This window comes from Lysinibacillus sp. JNUCC 51 (assembly GCF_015999525.1).
In the GTDB taxonomy this organism is placed as follows: domain Bacteria; phylum Bacillota; class Bacilli; order Bacillales_A; family Planococcaceae; genus Lysinibacillus; species Lysinibacillus xylanilyticus.
Window position 1 is genome coordinate 3,428,258 of sequence record NZ_CP065545.1, and the last position, 18,454, is coordinate 3,446,711.

The 18,454-nt window shown below is 36.5% G+C and carries 16 protein-coding genes and 1 pseudogene; 14 read left to right on the forward strand and 3 right to left on the reverse strand.

Going from position 1 to position 18,454, the window contains the following annotated elements:
- Nucleotides 1–3 precede the first annotated feature (3 nt).
- Genes JNUCC51_RS16450 through JNUCC51_RS16470 form a run of 5 tightly spaced genes read left to right on the forward strand, consistent with a single transcriptional unit; the run spans nt 4 to nt 6,303 of the window.
- Nucleotides 4–1,440 (forward strand): polysaccharide deacetylase family protein, encoded by a 1,437-nt coding sequence (locus JNUCC51_RS16450; protein ID WP_337988926.1) that lies wholly within the window; start codon nt 4–6, stop codon nt 1,438–1,440.
- A gap of 5 nt (nt 1,441–1,445) precedes the next feature.
- Nucleotides 1,446–3,314 carry a glycosyltransferase family 2 protein gene (locus JNUCC51_RS16455; RefSeq protein WP_337988927.1) on the forward strand — a complete coding sequence of 623 codons (1,869 nt, stop codon included), beginning with the start codon at nt 1,446–1,448 and terminating at the stop codon, nt 3,312–3,314.
- Nucleotides 3,311–5,062: a polysaccharide deacetylase family protein gene (locus tag JNUCC51_RS16460; protein WP_337988928.1), complete on the forward strand. Its 1,752-nt coding sequence runs from the start codon at nt 3,311–3,313 to the stop codon at nt 5,060–5,062. Before JNUCC51_RS16455 ends, JNUCC51_RS16460 begins: the two co-directional genes overlap by 4 nt.
- A gap of 21 nt (nt 5,063–5,083) precedes the next feature.
- Nucleotides 5,084–6,130: a glycosyl hydrolase family 18 protein gene (locus JNUCC51_RS16465; RefSeq protein WP_337988929.1), complete on the forward strand. Its 1,047-nt coding sequence runs from the start codon at nt 5,084–5,086 to the stop codon at nt 6,128–6,130.
- Nucleotides 6,130–6,303, forward strand: a complete 174-nt coding sequence (locus tag JNUCC51_RS16470) for a hypothetical protein (protein WP_337988930.1) — start codon at nt 6,130–6,132, stop codon at nt 6,301–6,303. The genes JNUCC51_RS16465 and JNUCC51_RS16470 overlap by 1 nt, the downstream gene beginning before the upstream one ends.
- On the opposite strand, the gene gltC is transcribed toward JNUCC51_RS16470, so the two are convergent.
- Entirely contained in the window at nt 6,266–7,168 is a 903-nt protein-coding gene (gltC, locus tag JNUCC51_RS16475) for a glutamate biosynthesis transcriptional regulator GltC (protein WP_337988931.1), read from the reverse strand. The genes JNUCC51_RS16470 and gltC overlap by 38 nt on opposite strands.
- A 788-nt stretch (nt 7,169–7,956) precedes the next feature.
- Here gltC and sufC point away from each other — a divergent pair.
- From sufC to JNUCC51_RS16505, 6 genes are all read left to right on the forward strand, one after another.
- On the forward strand, nt 7,957–8,736 hold the full coding sequence (gene sufC, locus JNUCC51_RS16480) for a Fe-S cluster assembly ATPase SufC (RefSeq protein WP_024362714.1): 780 nt from the start codon (nt 7,957–7,959) through the stop codon (nt 8,734–8,736).
- A gap of 18 nt (nt 8,737–8,754) precedes the next feature.
- A complete protein-coding gene (gene sufD, locus JNUCC51_RS16485) occupies nt 8,755–10,062 on the forward strand; it encodes a Fe-S cluster assembly protein SufD (RefSeq protein ID WP_337988932.1) in 1,308 nt (435 codons plus the stop codon).
- Complete coding sequence (locus JNUCC51_RS16490; RefSeq protein WP_100544504.1) at nt 10,062–11,291, forward strand: cysteine desulfurase; 1,230 nt, start codon at nt 10,062–10,064, stop codon at nt 11,289–11,291. The genes sufD and JNUCC51_RS16490 overlap by 1 nt, the downstream gene beginning before the upstream one ends.
- On the forward strand, nt 11,281–11,709 hold the full coding sequence (gene sufU, locus JNUCC51_RS16495) for a Fe-S cluster assembly sulfur transfer protein SufU (protein WP_100544503.1): 429 nt from the start codon (nt 11,281–11,283) through the stop codon (nt 11,707–11,709). The genes JNUCC51_RS16490 and sufU overlap by 11 nt, the downstream gene beginning before the upstream one ends.
- 99 nt (nt 11,710–11,808) lie before the next feature.
- Nucleotides 11,809–13,206 (forward strand): Fe-S cluster assembly protein SufB, encoded by a 1,398-nt coding sequence (gene sufB, locus JNUCC51_RS16500; RefSeq protein WP_068985344.1) that lies wholly within the window; start codon nt 11,809–11,811, stop codon nt 13,204–13,206.
- A 418-nt stretch (nt 13,207–13,624) separates the two neighbouring features.
- Entirely contained in the window at nt 13,625–14,983 is a 1,359-nt protein-coding gene (locus JNUCC51_RS16505) for a lytic polysaccharide monooxygenase (protein WP_337988933.1), read from the forward strand.
- A 113-nt stretch (nt 14,984–15,096) separates the two neighbouring features.
- On the opposite strand, the gene JNUCC51_RS16510 is transcribed toward JNUCC51_RS16505, so the two are convergent.
- Complete coding sequence (locus JNUCC51_RS16510) at nt 15,097–15,972, reverse strand: ferritin-like domain-containing protein (protein ID WP_337988934.1); 876 nt, start codon at nt 15,970–15,972, stop codon at nt 15,097–15,099.
- Nucleotides 15,973–16,268: 296 nt separating this feature from the next.
- Between JNUCC51_RS16510 and JNUCC51_RS16515 the strand changes: the two genes are divergently transcribed.
- The 3 genes from JNUCC51_RS16515 (at nt 16,269) to JNUCC51_RS16525 (ending at nt 18,076) form a co-directional block, all read left to right on the forward strand.
- Nucleotides 16,269–16,706, forward strand: a complete 438-nt coding sequence (locus JNUCC51_RS16515) for an Rrf2 family transcriptional regulator (protein ID WP_337992252.1) — start codon at nt 16,269–16,271, stop codon at nt 16,704–16,706.
- Between the two features lie 88 nt (nt 16,707–16,794).
- Nucleotides 16,795–17,394, forward strand: a complete 600-nt coding sequence (locus JNUCC51_RS16520; RefSeq protein WP_337988935.1) for a DsbA family oxidoreductase — start codon at nt 16,795–16,797, stop codon at nt 17,392–17,394.
- A gap of 79 nt (nt 17,395–17,473) precedes the next feature.
- Nucleotides 17,474–18,076 (forward strand): nitroreductase family protein, encoded by a 603-nt coding sequence (locus JNUCC51_RS16525; protein WP_337988936.1) that lies wholly within the window; start codon nt 17,474–17,476, stop codon nt 18,074–18,076.
- 62 nt (nt 18,077–18,138) lie between these two features.
- Here the strand turns inward: JNUCC51_RS16525 and JNUCC51_RS16530 are convergent.
- A pseudogene (locus tag JNUCC51_RS16530) lies at nt 18,139–18,348 on the reverse strand (GNAT family N-acetyltransferase); the annotation flags it as partial.
- Nucleotides 18,349–18,454 lie beyond the last annotated feature (106 nt).

Here is an 18,454-nt window from a genome sequence, read left to right on the forward strand (position 1 = left end):
TCTGTGAACGCGAGTCGACTAAAAATATGTAGTCTATTATTCATTTTGTTTTTAGCAGGATGTCAATCGTCAGCTCAAACTAATCAGGTTCAACCAATTGATTCAACAATTGAGGTAAAGGAACATGATGGGACAATGAGTGAAATTTATAGTCACGCAAGTATTCTTAGTCCGAAGGTAGCTTTAACCTTTAATGGGCTTGCAGATAATGAAACAATGCAGAAGCTATTAAAGGTATTAGATCAATGTAACATGAAGGCAACATTTTTTGTAGAAGGTACGCGAGTTGCACAAGATCCTGAGTTAGTGAAGGACATTTTAGCTAAAGGACATGAAGTAGAAAATGGTACGTTGACATTTCCTGACATGACTGATTTAAATTATGAAGAAACCTATGAAGAGATTTATTTAGCGAATCAAGTTTTTGAAGAACATCTAGGTTATACACCAAAATATGTTCGCAGTCGTTCTGGTGACTCTACTGACAATATGCGTTTAGCGACTAAAACGCTCAATATGAAGGGAGTCGTAGAATCCTCCATTAATCCGAAAGATCGAAATATGCAAAGTGCAGAAGAGATAACCGATTATATACATCGTTTTATCAACAGTGGATCAGTCATTCATTTAAACACATACATTAATCCTGCAATTATTGATGTTGTACCACTATTGTCTCAATTGGGGAAAGAACAAGGCTATGCTTTCTCTACATTAACAGACGTATTAAATGAGCAATATATAGTAAAACCTTTAGAGGAAATAGAAGGCTATGACGCTATTAAAGTGAATCCGGATTATGAAAATGTACAACCAAATTTGTACTACCGTAAAAATACTTCTAAAAAGGAAATTGCTTTAACCTTTGATGATTGGGCGAGTGAGGAGAGACTTAAAGAAATTTTAGATGTTCTTGATAAGTATAACGTTCACTCTACATTCTTTTTAATTGGCAAAGGTGTGGAAAAGGATCCGCAACTAGCGCGATTAATTGTTGAGAGAGGCCATGAGGTTGCAAGCCATTCCTACAATCACCTGGATGTTACGACAATGACACCGGAGGAACTTCAAGAGGATGTCGTGAAAGCACATAGGGCGTTAACATACGCCTTACAGGAAGAACCTTTACTGTATTTCAGACCTAATAAAGGTGCTATTAATGAAGAATCATCGAAAATTATTGCCGCAACAGGTGTCAAATCCATTGCTATGTACGATATTGCATCATTCGATTGGAATTTAGAATATACCGTTTCAGATATTTATAATCGTGTGATGAGTAGGATTGGTCCAGGAAAAGTAATTGTTATGCACATTTTAGATGGTACAAAAACAGTTGAGGCTTTACCAGTAATCATCGAAAAGCTGCAAAAAGATGGGTATAGTTTTGCGAAAATGTCGACTTGGATTGAAGAAGATTCAAATAAGAAAGTGAATTGATAATCATGAATAAGAAAAAAGAGATTTTAACGATACCGCGCTCTGATCGACGAATTTTATCGAATATTCCTGACCCGGAAAATGTACGAAATCTCGTTAATCGACGAGGTGCTTCTTATCAAAAGGAAGAAATCGATCCTACAGATGTCAATGAAATATATCGTTTACAGCTGTTAAGTTTACGCTACGAAACTAATTTTGAAGTACAAATTAAAAGAGCAAAGCAAAAGCAAAAGGTTAGTGACAAACATTATGCGGAGGATATTTCGGTTACAGGTATCCTTATATTTTCAAATAGTCCTAATAATTTTGTAATAGATGAAATTATTGCGATGAAATTCACCATACCTGGTGGTTCGATGCCAGAGGGCTATGAATCTAAGGTAAAGGTAAAAGCGAAAGTTGTTCGTCATTTTACGAAAGAAGTAGATGGTGAAACTAGATGCTATTATGCATGTGAATTTCTACAGCCGTTAAATGACTATATGACTAAAAAACGTTGGGGACTATCAATCTTTGTGGCAAGTTTATTTCTATTGATTGTTTCTCTTATTGTGGTATTAATGAGGGCTGAAAGTGTTATTTATTTCAGATTCAATAAATTCCTATATCTATATAGTATTATTGCTGCAACATTTCTTTTAAGTCGATATTTATTCGGTATTTTCTATAGGAATGTCCCGATAAACCCTAAATTTGAACCGGGCGTTTCTATTATTATTCCAGTGTTTAACGAAGAAGAGTGGATTCATAGAACAATTTTAAGCTGTATTAATCAGTATTATCCTGTAGACAAATTAGAGGTTATTGTTGTAGATGACTATTCAACAGATAGAACTGAGGAAAAAGCAAAGGAAATGATTGAACTTATTCATAGTGAGGGTGAGCGATTTAAAACAAAGAATCGCTTAAGTTTCCATAAGCTACCTCAAAATGGTGGGAAACGTGAAGCTCTAGTGGCCGGAGTGCATCTAGCCAAACACGATTTAGTCGTTTTCGTAGATTCAGATAGTTTTTTAGAACCTCATGCTATTCGAAATATCGTGCAGCCTTTCCAAGATCCTAAAATGGGCGGTGTGGCTGGAAGAACAGAGGTTGAAAATAAATTTACAAATGCTCTGACAAAATTGCAAACCGTTCGCTATTATATAGCTTTCCGAATAATGAAAGCTGCTGAGTCTTGGTTTGATACAGTAACTTGTTTATCTGGTCCATTAGCATGTTATCGAAAAGAGCTTATTTTAAAGAATGAAACAGCATGGTTAAACCAAAAATTTCTTGGACAACCCGCAACATTCGGTGATGACCGTAGTATGACAAACTATATTTTAAAAACACACCGAACGGGATATCAAGACAATGCTGTATGTTCTACAATTGTGCCATCAGATTCAAAAGTTTTTTTATCTCAACAAATGAGATGGAAACGATCATGGCTACGCGAATCGTTACGAGCATTTTTATTTATGTGGAAGAAGGAACCTTTTATGTTTCTTTTCTTCATCATCGGTTTAATAGTACCGATAGCAGCCCCTATTGTTGTTGTTTACAATCTACTTTATGTACCAATTATGCATGGCGTTTTTCCAACTACGTTTTTAATGGGCTTGTTATTGATGGCGATGCTAATGAGTTTGGCCCACCTTTTCTTTAGAAGAAGTAAGTTATGGACATTTGGAATTATCTTTGTGCTTTTCTATGAATTTATTTTGCTGTGGCAAATGCCTGTTGCATGGGTTACATTTTGGAAATCCACATGGGGTACGAGAGAAACACCTCAAGATGTTATCGCTAAAGAAAAGAAATTGGAAAAGCAAAAATTACGAAAATCCCGATTTTCGATTCTAAATAGAAAAATGGGTGAGAAGAAATGAGTGAAAAAAATGTTGTATTAAATCCAGTTAAAAAAAATCGAAGGAAAGTAATACGATCCATTGTTCAAGCGATTATCGTTATATTTTTAGCGATTATTTTAATACGTGTGGTGTTTTTAACAGAAAAAAGGGTAGAGGAAACGGCTCCTTTAAAAAATAAAGATGGTTTCATCGCATTATCTTATTTTGGTGTGAGCAGAGGTGAATCTCCCAAATACGTATCTAAAGAGAATTTAAAAAAACAACTAACATTACTTGAAAGTCAGGGTTATCAAACGATTACTCAGCAAGATATTTTAGATTTTTATCAGAAAAACAAACCATTGCCAGAAAAAGCTTTGTTTTTATCATTTGAAGATGGACGGACGGATTCTAGTATATTTGCTCAAAACATCATGGAGGATCTAAACTATAAAGCTACGATGTTTACGTACGCCAATAAAATGGATACACGGGACAACAAATTTTTAAAGCCGAAAGACTTATTGCTCATGGAGAAAAGTGGGTATTGGGAGCTGGGCTCTAATGGATACCGTCTCACTTACATTAATATTTTTAATAATAAAGGGCAGTCGTTAGGTGTAATTGATGAAAATAATGTGCCGAATAAAACGACTATCGAATATTATAATCATTATTTAATGGACTTCATTCGCAATCAATATATGATTCCAAGTGAAACGCGACAGGAAATGGAAAAACGTATTCAAAAAGATTACGAGCTAATGGAAGATATTTATGAGGAGGAATTAGGGGAAGTTCCTAAAGCTTATGCTATTATGCATGCCAACTCACTTTATAATAATATGGATTCGTTAGTTGAACGTGCTAATGATAAACAAATTAAGGATATGTTTAAAATGCATTTCAATTTGGAGCTAGGGGCATATAATGATGCGGATGCTAATCTCTACAACTTAAGTAGATTACAAGTATCGCCCTATTGGTCTACCAATCACGTGATGATGAAAATCCGTCAAGCTAGTAAGCAAAATGTAGAATTTGAAGTGGGAGATTCTAAACGAGCAAAAGAATGGTCTGTCATGAATGGTGCAGCAGAATATGAAAATAATGCGATTACTTTAACATCTGCACCTGCTAGTGAAGGTCGGCTAATATTGAAGGAAACACTTCCAGAGCAATATAATATAAACTTTGCCTTTAAAGGGAATGTCGTTGGACAACAATCTATTTATTTAAACTATGACGAAAAAAGTGATAGCTATATTCAGGTTGCATTAATCGATAATGAGATTGTTGTTTCTGAGAAATTACCAAAATCAAGCATTGTTGAGAAGGAGCGTTTCCCGTTAAATGAAATAAAGTGGAATGAAGAAGAGTATGCATTTAATAAGGCTACTGTTTACAATTATAAGGATACGCAAAAAGGCTCTAGAATTGACGAGGAAGAGTATCCACGAAACCTAACAAAAACAAGAGAATTTAACATTGCTGTTAATAAGGAAAAAATTAAGATAGATGTAGATAAGGTATTATCCAAAACAATACAAGTAAATCCTGACATTCAAGGATCACAAATTGGATTTGGTGCGATGTTCAGCAAAAAAGAAACTTCGCATGAACAGTATGCAGATGATATTTATGATACATTCATCGAAGATATTTTAATTACAGATAGTAACGATCGTACACTTTTTACTAACCAATATACGAACTTCGATAAAGTAAAGCACAAATCAATGACTTTAATTAATAACGTTGTTGATTTCTTTATTGAAACCTTCTAAAACGGGGGGAACTAAATTCAAGTGAAAAAAATTTTATTGTTTATCTGTCTAGCACTACTAATTATCACAGCCTGTAGTAATAGCAAAGAAGAACCTGTTAAGGCAAGAGAACAGTTGAAAAACAAAGAAAAGCTTCAATTATCTATTTGGTTACCTGAATGGCAAATCGAATCTGCCATCAAGGATGTGGAAAATTCAGAACAGGGCTTACAAGACATTCGCGTTTTTGGTGCTTATTTTAATGAGAATGACCAATTATTATTAACTGAAGATACGATAGAAATGTTGAAACAAACACAGCAACAATTTAATGATTCACACCAAGTGATACTTACGTTAATTAACGATACTGTTACAGATAACGCCCCTTCAATTCAGAAGGATAGCACGTTATTAAATCGATTGTTTCAAAGTGCGTCATCAAGGCAGCGACATATTGAAAATATTATACAAGTTGTTGAACAATACAATGTGAATGGTATCGAAATTGATTATGAAAAGGTTGCTAAAGAGGATCTTCCCGGATATGTCCGTTTCCTAAACGAACTTTATAAACAGCTATCAAAAAAAGGTATTTCATTACATGTCGTACTAGAGCCTAGCTTTCCGTTTGATGTTAAATTGCCAAATGGACCTAAATATACAGTGATGGCTTATAATGTGCACGGATATCATAGTGGCCCAGGTGCAAAGGCAGACTTTTCATTTTTAAATGACTTAATAAAAAAAATTAAGAAGTCCAATCAAAAACTAGCGATTGCTTTTGCAACTGGCGGATTTGAATGGGTGAATCAAGGCAAAACAGTTGCATTAACAGAGATAGAGGCAGAGGAATTACTGAACAAAACGAAAGCGGTTAAACAACGAGATAAAGCAAGTGGTGCTGTATATTTCACATATGTAGACGAACAAAAAGTGAAGCATGAAGTTTGGTATGCGGATCAGGAAACACTTGAAAAATGGACAGCACACGTACGAAAGAAACGCTACAATGAGATTGTTTTATGGCGTGCAGGAGGTCTAAGTTCGAAAACGTTACAATGGATTAACGAACAATCAGAGGAGTGATGGATTGGATTGCCAGAGAGACGGATGGAACAGTCGAAGTCGTGGATAGAAACATCAAAGCGACGGATAAAATAGCCAATCTGACGGATAGAAACACCTTAAGTCAAAAAAAATCGCCTGTTATGGCGATTTTTTTTATTGGAATTGAGAAAGACGTGAAAAGAAAGTTGTAACGAAGTCTAAAAATATTTTTTCTGATGGTGCAATCTCGCGGTTTACAGGTGAAATAATACCGACTGTTCTTGGAATTGTAGGTGATTTAATCGGTACTTTTACTGTGAAGCGGGCTGCTGAATCATACAGTGAGCTTTCTGGTAATAAGCTGACCCCGATGCCTGCAGCGACAAGGCCCTTTAGTGCATCTAAGTCTTCACCCTCAGAGATGACGTTTGGCGAGAAGCCGGCAGCTCGGCACGCATCCATGGCTACTTTATGTAATATGTATCCATCAGGGAATAATACAAATAAATCGTTACGTAAATCAGCAAGCTGAATACTTTCCCTTTTGGCTAATGGATGATTTGCTGGCAGTAATGCGGCGATATTTTCAGTAAATAATATTGTTGAATGGATCGATTCATCCTTTGGTGGAAGTGGGCCTAAAAAAGCTAAGTTTAACTCGCGATTTTTGACTGCATCGATTAAAAAACGATAGGAGCCTTGACGGAGCTGGAATTGCAAATCTGGATATTCACGCTTAAAGGCTGAAATAACAGTTGGCAATACATAGCTAGCCAAGCTCGTTGGGAAACCGATTTTTATCGTACCTTTAGCAGGATCTAAATATTCTTCAACTTGCTTTGCGGCAAAATCAATGGCTTTTAAAGCTGTAATTGTGTGCTCGAGAAATGTTTTTCCAATCGGTGTCAATTTAACATTTCGTCCTACACGTTCAAAAAGTGGTGTGCCTAATTCATCTTCTAAATTAGCAATTTGTCGGCTTATTGCAGATTGAGCAACATGAAGATGTTCGGCAGCTTCTGAAATGTGTTCACGCTCAGCAACTTCAACAAAATAACGTAATTGACGTAACTCCACTACATATCACCTCTATTAATCGAAAAATACGATTGATTATACCTCAATTATATACTATTTAAGATGAAAAATGATTGTAAATAAAACAGATGTTGAAATCAATTAAGGTTCTTCGTCATGACGTGGGGTTGATTTCCGTTCCGGATGGGCGCTTAGGAGCTGTCGCTTCGCTTTCGCACAGAGCAAAGCCTCCTGGGGGCGTCCATGAGCCACTGCACTCGCGATGTTGGCTTTAGGGTCTTGGGCCAACACGCAGTTGGTCCCGAAGGCGTTATCACAGGACGTGATGCTTTTAGCCTTCGTTCCTTTATTAATCCCCAAGGAATCGCCCGGCCTTCAATCCAATCAACTTATTTGCAGGGCATCGTTTTAATTAACTAATATCATAGCAAAATACAATTCCTATAAAATCTTATTTACAATATTCTTTCCTTTAATTGATTCCATTCTAATAAAAAAGGTTATAGTATTGATATTGTTATTTATGCATTTCTGTCACAAAACCGCTACATTTAGCGTTTTCTGTGGGGTTTTCACTATGTAGCTAGATGAAATCAATTCTCAATTATATTTATTTCATTGAAAATGAGGAAAGTTGATTCTCATTGTCAATAATGATTAACAATAATCTGAAAATGCTTACAAACTCTTTATTTTTAAGGATTGTTTCAAAGAAAAATGAAAGTGATTGAAATGGTTTGCATAGAGAACGATTTTCAGTTAAGATTAGAATGATGATAATTAAGGAATGGTACACCATTCACTGAACACACTATGGAGGTATTTTCATGTCAACTTTAGTTATTAAAGATCTTCACGTTGAAATCGACGGGAAAGAGATTTTAAAAGGCGTAAACCTTACAATTAATACAAATGAAATTCATGCAATCATGGGACCAAACGGAACTGGTAAATCAACACTAGCTTCTGCAATCATGGGTCACCCTAAATATGAAGTAACTTCTGGTACAGTAGAACTTGATGGCGAAAATGTACTTGAAATGGAAGTGGACGAGCGTGCTCAAGCAGGTTTGTTCCTAGCAATGCAATATCCTTCTGAAATCGCTGGTGTAACAAATGCTGACTTCTTACGCTCAGCTATTAATGCACGCCGTGAAGAAGGCGATGAAATTTCTCTAATGAAATTTATCCGTGAATTAGATAAAAACATGGAATTCCTTGAAATGCACGAAGATATGGCACAACGTTATTTAAATGAAGGTTTCTCTGGCGGTGAGAAAAAACGTAACGAAATTCTTCAATTAATGATGATTAAACCTACTTTCGCAATTTTAGATGAAATTGACTCTGGTCTTGATATTGACGCACTTAAAGTTGTTTCAAAAGGAATCAATGCAATGCGTGGAGAAGGATTCGGCTGCTTAATGATCACTCACTACCAACGCCTACTTAACTACATTACACCAGACCATGTACACGTAATGATGCAAGGTCGCGTTGTTAAATCAGGTGGCGAAGAATTAGCACAACGTTTAGAAGCTGAAGGCTATGACTGGATTAAAAAAGAATTAGGTATCGAAGAAGAAACTGAAGAACAAGAAGCATAAGAGGGAGGACGAACTAGCATGACAGTGGAACTTAACTTGCCTGTAACAGTACAGGACGTGCGCTCGTTCTCAGAAGCAAATGGAGAACCGGCTTGGTTTACAGAACTTCGCGCGGCAGCACTAGACAAAGTAACTGGTTTAGATTTGCCAAAACCAGATAGAACGAATATTACAAAATGGGATTTCGTGAATTTCCCAACTCACACAGTTGACAGTGAAGGATTTGCTTCACTTGATGCATTACCAGAAGAAGCAAAAGGTTTAATTGATTTTGAGGCACAAGAAAACCTTTATATTCAACGCAATAACACACCAGCATTCATTAAAACATCACAAGAACTAACTGATAAAGGTGTTATTTTTACAGATATTTTAACAGCGGTTCGTGAACATGGCGATCTTGTTAAAAAGTACTTTATGACAGAAGCTGTAAAAGTTGATGAGCATAAATTAACAGCACTTCATGCGGCACTTGTTAACGGTGGTGTGTTCGTATACGTACCTAAAAATGTCGTTATCGAACAACCGCTTCAAGTAGTATTCTTAAATGATAACGCAGAAGCTTCATTATATAACCACGTGTTAGTTGTTGCTGAAGCAAATTCAGCAGTAACGTATGTTGAAACATATATTTCAACAGTTGAAGAAGCAAAAGGTCAAGCAAATATTATTGCAGAAGTAGTAGTTCAAGACAATGCACAAGTTACTTACGGTGCGGTTGATGTGCTTGCGAAAGGATATACTACTTATGTAAATCGTCGCGCACGATTAGCTCGTGATGCGAAAGTAGATTGGGCTCTTGGCTTAATGAATGATTCAGATACTATTTCTGAAAACATTACACATCTTATCGGTGACGGTTCTCATGCTGATGCAAAAACAGTAGTTGTTGGTCGCGGTGAACAAAAACTTAACTTTACTACTGAAGTTCGTCACTGGGGTAAGAACTCAAATGGTCATATCTTAAAGCATGGTGTAATGAAAGATGCAGCACAATCAATCTTTAACGGTATTGGCTACATCGAACATGGTGCGACAAAAGCGGATGCACAGCAAGAATCACGTGTGTTAATGCTTTCTGAAAAAGCTCGTGGCGATGCAAACCCAATTCTATTGATCGATGAAGACGATGTAACAGCAGGACACGCAGCATCTGTTGGTCGAGTGGATCCACTACAACTTTACTATTTAATGAGTCGTGGTATCTCGAAAGCAGAAGCAGAGCGCCTTGTTATCCATGGATTCCTTGCGCCAGTTGTTACGCAATTACCTATCGAAGGCGTTCAAAAGCAACTGACGGAGGTTATTGAAAGGAAAGTTCGCTAATGATGAATAAAGACATTAAAAGCTATTTCCCAATTTTAGATCAGGAAGTAAACGGTCATAAGCTCGTTTACCTTGATAGCGCAGCAACTTCTCAAAAGCCTATTCAAGTGATTGAAGCAATGAAACATTATTATGAATTCGATAATTCCAATGTTCACCGTGGTGTGCATACATTAGGTAACCGTGCTACTGACAAATATGAAGGTGCACGTGAAAAGGTTCGTAATTTTATTAATGCTACATCAACACAAGAAATTATTTTTACTCGCGGTACTACAACTGCTTTAAATACAGTAGCATCAAGTTATGGTCGTGCTAATGTTGCTGAAGGTGATGAAATTGTCATTACTCACATGGAGCACCACTCTAATATCATTCCTTGGCAACAACTAGCGAAGGAAAAAAATGCAACGCTGAAATATATTGAGCTTGAAGCGGATGGCACACTTAATCTAGAAAAGGTTCGTGCGACAATTACACCTAAAACAAAAATTGTGTCGGTGTCAATGGCGTCAAACGTCCTTGGAACGATTAATCCAATTAAAGAAATCGCTCAAATCGCGCATGCTAACGGTGCTGTAATGGTAGCGGATGGTGCACAAGCAGCACCACATATGAAAATCGATGTACAGGATCTAGATGTAGATTTCTTAGGATTCTCTGGGCATAAAATGTGCGGTCCAACTGGAATAGGTGTACTATATGGTAAAAAGGAACACCTTGAAAAGATGGAGCCAATTGAATTTGGTGGCGAAATGATTGACTTTGTTGGACTTTATGATTCAACGTGGAAGGAATTGCCGTGGAAATTTGAAGGTGGAACTCCTATTATTGCAGGTGCAGTAGGTTTAGGAGCCGCTATTGATTTCTTAACTGAAATTGGGCTAGATAACATTGCGGAGCATGAGCATAAGCTTGCTGGCTACGCGATGGATCAGCTTGAAACAATTGACGGACTTAAAATTTTCGGCCCGCGTGACCCAATGAAGCGTTGTGGCCTTGTAACGTTTAACCTAGACGATGTACATCCACATGATGTGGCAACGGTTCTTGATATGAATGGTATTGCTGTTCGTGCAGGACACCATTGCGCACAGCCACTAATGAAATGTCTTCAACAAGTAGCGACAGCGCGTGCAAGCTTCTATCTGTATAACACAGAAGAAGATATTGACCGCCTAGTTGCAGGGTTACGTTCTGCGAAGGAGTATTTTGGCGATGTCTTTTAATAATTTAGATCAACTATATCGTTCAGTCATTATGGATCACTATAAAAATCCTCGTAATAAAGGATCTATTGAAGAAGATGCTGTTACGATCGATATGAACAATCCGACTTGTGGAGACCGTATTCACTTAACGCTAAAAGTGACTGACGGTATTGTAGAAGATGCGAAGTTTGACGGTGAGGGCTGTTCAATTTCCATGTCTTCTGCTTCTATGATGACGCAGATCATTAAAGGGAAAAAAGTTGAGGAAGCTTTAGAGCTTGCTGAAATTTTCTCTAAAATGATGATGGGCGAAGAATATAGCGAGAAATATGACCTTGAGGATGTTGAGGCACTACAAGGTGTTTCTCAATTCCCTGCACGTATTAAATGTGCGACATTAGCTTGGAAAGCAATGGAAAAAGGTGTAAAGGAATAATATCTAAATTTGAGTGAAAGTCACTATAGGTGCTTTCACTCAAAATAAGATACCGAGCTTTAAACAAAATAACAATAATGCATGAACGGAGGAGAAACGATGGCTAAAAAAATGCCTGATATTGGCGATTACAAATACGGATTCCATGACAAGGACGTATCAATTTTCCGTTCAAAACGTGGTTTAACTGAAGAAATCGTCCGTGAAATTTCAACTATGAAACAAGAGCCAGAGTGGATGCTTGAATACCGCTTAAAAGCACTTGAAACTTTCTATACAAAACCAATGCCGCAATGGGGTGGCGACCTAGGAGATTTAGATTTTGATGAAATTACGTATTACGTAAAACCATCAGAAGCTACACAAAAATCTTGGGATGAAGTACCTGATGAAATCAAAGCTACTTTTGATAAATTAGGTATTCCAGAAGCAGAGCAAAAATACCTTGCGGGTGTATCTGCTCAGTACGAATCTGAGGTTGTTTATCACAACATGAAACAAGACCTTGAAGACCTTGGAATTGTGTTCAAAGATACTGACTCAGCTTTACGTGAAAACGAAGATATTTTCAAACAATACTGGGGCAAAGTAATTCCTTACACTGACAACAAATTCGCTGCACTAAACTCAGCTGTTTGGTCAGGTGGATCTTTCATCTATGTACCACCAGGTGTAAAAGTGGAAACGCCATTACAAGCATACTTCCGTATTAACTCTGAAAACATGGGTCAATTCGAACGTACGTTAATTATTGTAGATGAAGGCGCTCACGTACACTACGTTGAAGGTTGTACAGCTCCTGTTTATACTACAAACTCTTTACACTCAGCAGTAGTAGAAATTGTTGTACGTAAAGATGCATACTGCCGTTATACAACGATTCAAAACTGGGCAAACAACGTTTACAACTTAGTAACAAAACGTACAGTTGTTGAAGAAAACGGTACAATGGAATGGATCGACGGTAATATTGGTTCTAAGTTAACAATGAAATACCCAGCTTGTATCCTTAAAGGTGAAGGCGCTCGTGGTATGACATTATCTATCGCATTAGCAGGTAAAGGCCAACACCAACACGCAGGTGCGAAAATGATTCATATGGCACCTAACACATCTTCAACAATCGTTTCTAAATCGATTGCTAAACAAGGTGGTAAGGTAACGTATATGGGTCAAGTTCGTTTCGGCCCTAAAGCAAGTGGTGCACGTGCTAACATCGAATGTGATACGTTAATCATGGACAACCAATCTACTTCAGATACAATTCCATACAACGAAATCTTAAATGATAACGTTTCTTTAGAGCATGAAGCGAAAGTTTCTAAAGTATCAGAGGAACAATTATTCTACTTAATGTCTCGTGGTATTTCTGAAGAAGAAGCGACAGAAATGATCGTAATGGGCTTCATCGAGCCATTCACAAAAGAATTACCAATGGAGTACGCAGTAGAAATGAACCGCCTTATCAAATTCGAGATGGAAGGTTCAATCGGTTAATACGCTGATAATCTTAGGTAAATAAGGATTTTGCGCTAATGCAAAAAACCTTATTTCCCACAAATTCCTTATAAAAAATCGAGTGCATTGCACTCGATTTTTTTTATACAGATGTTGTTTTAATAGCTTATCGACCTATTTTACGCGGAATAAATACTTGTGGAGAAGATCATTAAATAGACAAATTTTAATTTGGATATTTCATGAACGCTTTATCAAAATACATAGCTATTTCAAGTAAAAAGGTACAAAATTATAAGATAATTATTATGTTTAGAGCTATTAATATACATCTTTTGCGAGAAAAAATAACAATGTGATGAGACTTTTATCACGTTTATACATAGTTTGCTTAATTTTTAATCCATAGCTATCATACGAGTAGAAATACATTTTCAATGATAAGGAGACTACTTATATGAATACTAAATTTACAAAATTAAGTAAAAGTAAAAAGGGACTAAGTGCGGCAATATTAGCAGCCGGAATCATGGGGATTGCAATGGCACCAAATGCATCTGCACATGGGTTTGTAGAAAAACCAGCTAGCCGTGCTGCTTTATGTAGCCAAAGTTATGGCGCGCTTAACTTGAGTTGCGGAAGGGTTATGTATGAGCCACAGAGCTTAGAGGCCAAAAAAGGATTTCCACAAGGTGGACCAGCTGATGGTAAAATTGCATCTGCAGGAGGTCAGTTTGATGGCATCCTAGATCAACAATCCGTAAATCGCTGGTTTAAGAATACGATTACCGGTGGACCGAATACCTTTACATGGAAGTACACTGCGCCACATTTAACAAGTAAATGGCACTATTATATTACGAAAAAGGGATGGGATCCTAATAAGCCGTTAACTCGTGCAGATTTTGAACCAATTGGAACTGTTGAACATAACGGTACTGAAGCATCAACTAATTTAACTCATACAATTAACGTACCAACTGATCGTAGTGGCTACCACGTTATTTTAGCTGTTTGGGATGTAGCGAATACTGCAAATGCTTTCTATAATGTAATTGATGTTAATTTAGTGAATAATGTGGATGTAGATAAGGAAGCTCCAACTCAGCCAAATGGATTGCAGGCAACGAAAGTTACTTCTAACAGTGTCGAGCTAAAATGGAAATCTTCTACAGACAATGTGGGTGTAAAAGAATATCAAGTATTCCGTGATGGTAAAGCAATTGGAACTGTACCGGGTACAACATTCACAGATAAAAATTTAAAAGCGAATACAAAATATACATATACAATAAATGCAGTGGATGCAGCTGGAAATGTTTCTAAAGAAAGTGAGTCTATATCAATAGAGACAATGAATGCAGTTCCAGACACAGAAGCACCAACGCAACCAACTTCACTTCACACGATGGGAGTAACAGCTACAAGTGTAGACTTAATGTGGGGTGCCTCAGAGGATAATGTGGCAGTTGACCATTATGTTATATATCGAGGGACACAAGTAGGTCAAATGTCGGTAGTTGGAACATCGAAAACTACATCTTTTATGGACATGAATCTACAATCAAATACAACATATAAGTATGCAGTCACTGCCGTCGATACAGCTGGAAATGAATCTAACAAAAGTTCCGTTTTCACTGTGACTACAAAAGAGCAAGGAGCGTCTTATGAGCAATGGAGTCCAAATAAGGCGTACACAAAAGGCGATAAAGTAGAGCATCAAGGTAAAATTTATGAAGCTGTGCAAAGCTATCAAGGATATGGAGATCCAAATTGGATTTTCGCATTGTCTTTATGGAAAGAAATTAAATAAAAAATATAGCTTTTATAAAGATAAAATTTGCGTAGACTCTTGTGGAAAAGCAAGAGTAAGGAGCATTTGATTGAAGGAGACGAACTTAGAAAATCGTCTCCTTCTTTTGTTTTTCAAGGTAAGTACCTAATGTTGTTTGGGTGGTTCAAAGAGTCTTTATAAAGTTGTGTAAAAAAGGTTGGAAAATTATCAGTAGGAATATTAAATGCCATAAACGATTCATACATAGAAATATTGTCTTTTTCCCTACGACTCCTAGTCGCATAAGCTATTTTATTGTTTTCTAAGTTAGTTACGTATAACTGCGATTCATCATTAGAGAACGGTACCCAATTATGTCCGAAAAACGGCAATAAAGCATTTATATGCCCAAATGTATTATTAATAAAGTTAAAGTTTCCTAGAAAATTATCAAAAATTGATTGATTCAAGTTTTCATCCAACATTTGAGAGGATGTTAATGCAGGAGGATGCAAGAGATCTTGTTGGCCGTAATTTTGAGTTTGCTTATTTATTTGTGTTATGTCGGGGCTTTTTGAAAAAAAAAATAAAAACCATACAGCGTGATTTTGCTCGTCCGCTGCTGCACGTCGAAATCTTTCTTTAATCATCAGATCATTTGCTTTATCTGCTATATCTAAATAAGAATCGACAGCTTCTTGTTCATCTTTAAAAGCAAATTCGATTCCGGCCCTATAATTGTCAGGACATTCCTCAATTATTTGATAAGAAGGTTTACTTCCTGTTAAATGCGAATAAATTTTGCTAAATTCCTCAAGATGGCGTATTTCATCCTTTTGAATCTCAAGTATTCTATTCTTTTCATCCTCTGTAGGTGCCATCTTTGCTAACTTCTCATAACAAGTAACAGCACTATACTCAGCATTAATTGCCTTTTGAATATCATTTACAAGTTGAGTATCATTTAGCATAGGGTAAGTACTATTATGCTGTGGGGCATAATGATAAAAGTATTGATTTGGATACATCATTGTCCTCCTTTTGTTTAACTTCTTTCAGCGGGTGTCCAAACATCTGCTGCTGACGCTACACTTTCGCACAGAAAACATCTGCCGCTGCGCTACGTTAGCACTTCGCTTTCGCGCAAAAAACATCTACAGGCCTAAGCACAAAGCTGATTCCGGATAGAATTTTGCCGAGTCATAATTGATCCATCAACTTATCTTATGCTTTGTGTATAGGTAATTGTGCAAAGTCGTTTTTATTAAACAGTTGACTTATTTTCTTGTTGTAACTATAATGGTTACAGCTGGAGGTGATGAAGATTAAAATTAGCAGTCGTTTTACAATCGCTGTTCATATTTTATCAATCATCAAACAAAATCCATCGACCATTTGCACATCAGAATTTATGGCGGAAAGCGTAAATACAAATCCAGTAGTGATTAGGAAAATATTATCCTATCTTAAAAAGGCAGGTATAGTGCAAGTGCGCCGGGGAACAGGTGGAGCTTCTTTAGTCAAAAATCTAGATGCTATCACTTTGCTAGAGGTTTTTCGTTCAGTAGAAGTTGTAGAAGAAGATAAGTTATTTCATCTACATGAAAATCCAAATCCTGATTGTCCTATTGGTGCAAATATACAGGCTGTGTTAGAGCTAATTTTAGTGCAGGCACAAGAAGCGATGGAGCAAGTATTAGCCAACATTACTATGGAACAAGTGATTACATCTTTAATCCAAGAAATTCAACAATCACAATAAGTGCATGCATTCTTTTCGAATGCATTATTTTTTAACTTAGTTGTAACTAAAATGGTTACAACTGAAAAAGAAAGGAAGGTTTTATTGGGTGACTCTTAAAATAAAAGCATATTCGGATTTTATTTGTCCTTTCTGTTTTTTAGGGAAATGGCCATTAGATGAAATTGCAAAAGAAAAGGATATTGAAATAGAGTGGATGCCATTTGAATTAAGGCCAAAACCATATCCAAAAATCGATCCTTGGAAAGAGCCTGCTAAATTAGGGTCGTGGGATTCCTATATTCTCCCTACGGCCAAAAAGCTAGGGATTGATATGCGATTACCACGAGTATCTCCACATCCTTATACAAATTTAGCTTTTGAAGGATATCATTTCGCTAAAGTATATGGAAAAGGAAATGAATTTCATCATAGAGTTTTCACAGCGTTTTTCCAAGAGGAACAAAATATTGAGGATGTAGAAGTGTTAACTCAATTAGCGAATGAGGTAGGTTTGCAAAAAGAAGAATTCAAAGAGGCTTTGCTTTCAGGTAAATATCGTGAAGTACATCAAGATGCTTTAAAGCATGCATATGAAGAAGCAAATATTACGGCTGTTCCTACACTAATTATTGGTGATGAAATAATTCAAGGATTAGCTAGTAAAGAAAGAATAGCACAAGTCATCGATCAGCAATTAAAAAAATAGGTAATGTAAGGTAGCTTATAAAATAAAGCTGCATGTAAAAGTCTATAAAAAATTTGATTAAAATTTGGAGGAAATACAAATGTCAGTAACAACAACAAATTTAAAAGAAGCAATTATTAATCGTCGTTCAATCCGTAAAGTGAAAAAGAACGAAGCGATTACAAAAGAAAAAATTGAAGAACTATTAAAAATTAGTGTACATGCACCATCTTCATTTAATATGCAAAGTGGACGACTAGTAGTTTTAATGGATAACGAGCACGAAAAGTTTTGGGATATTGTCAAAGAAACATTACGTGCACGAGTTCCAGCAGAAAATTTCGCTGCAACAGAAGAGCGTTTACAAGGCTTTAAAGATGGTGTAGGAACAATCTTATTCTTTGAAAACCAAGCAACAATCCAACAAATGCAAGAAAACGCACCTTCTTATAAAGAGCAATTCCCATTCTGGTCACATCAAGGAAATGCTATGCTACAATACGCAACATGGATGTCTTTAACTACTGAAGGAATTGGTGCATCTATTCAGCACTATAATCCAATTATTGATGAGGAAGTTAAACAAACTTGGAATATCCCTGCAGAATGGAGCCTAGTAGCTCAAATGCCATTCGGTGAACCAAATGAGCAACCAGGAGAAAAAACGTCATTACCTTTTGAAGATGTAGTGAAATTTTATTAACTAAAGCCTAATTACAATATGCCCCGTTAAGTGACACGTTCACTTAACGGGGTTTTAACATATTAATTAAATGAAAATTTGTATCCTACATAGATGAAAACATCGGTAAATCCTACATTTTCTTCTACAGCGATGGAGTGCTTGTTGGAATCCATACAATCCCAATATGGGGTCGAACCTTGCGCTAAACAATCTTTTACAAAATAGTGAGCTAACTTTTGGGCTAATTTATTTCCTAGGTGAGCTTCTAATGTTTCAATGTCAATGCAGTGCCCCATGCTATGAAGAGGTAATCCTTTGTTTTATTATATAGGAAAATGATGGAAACATCTATCTTTGCCGCCCTAAATTATGAGGTGTGTTTTTTACGATACGTTC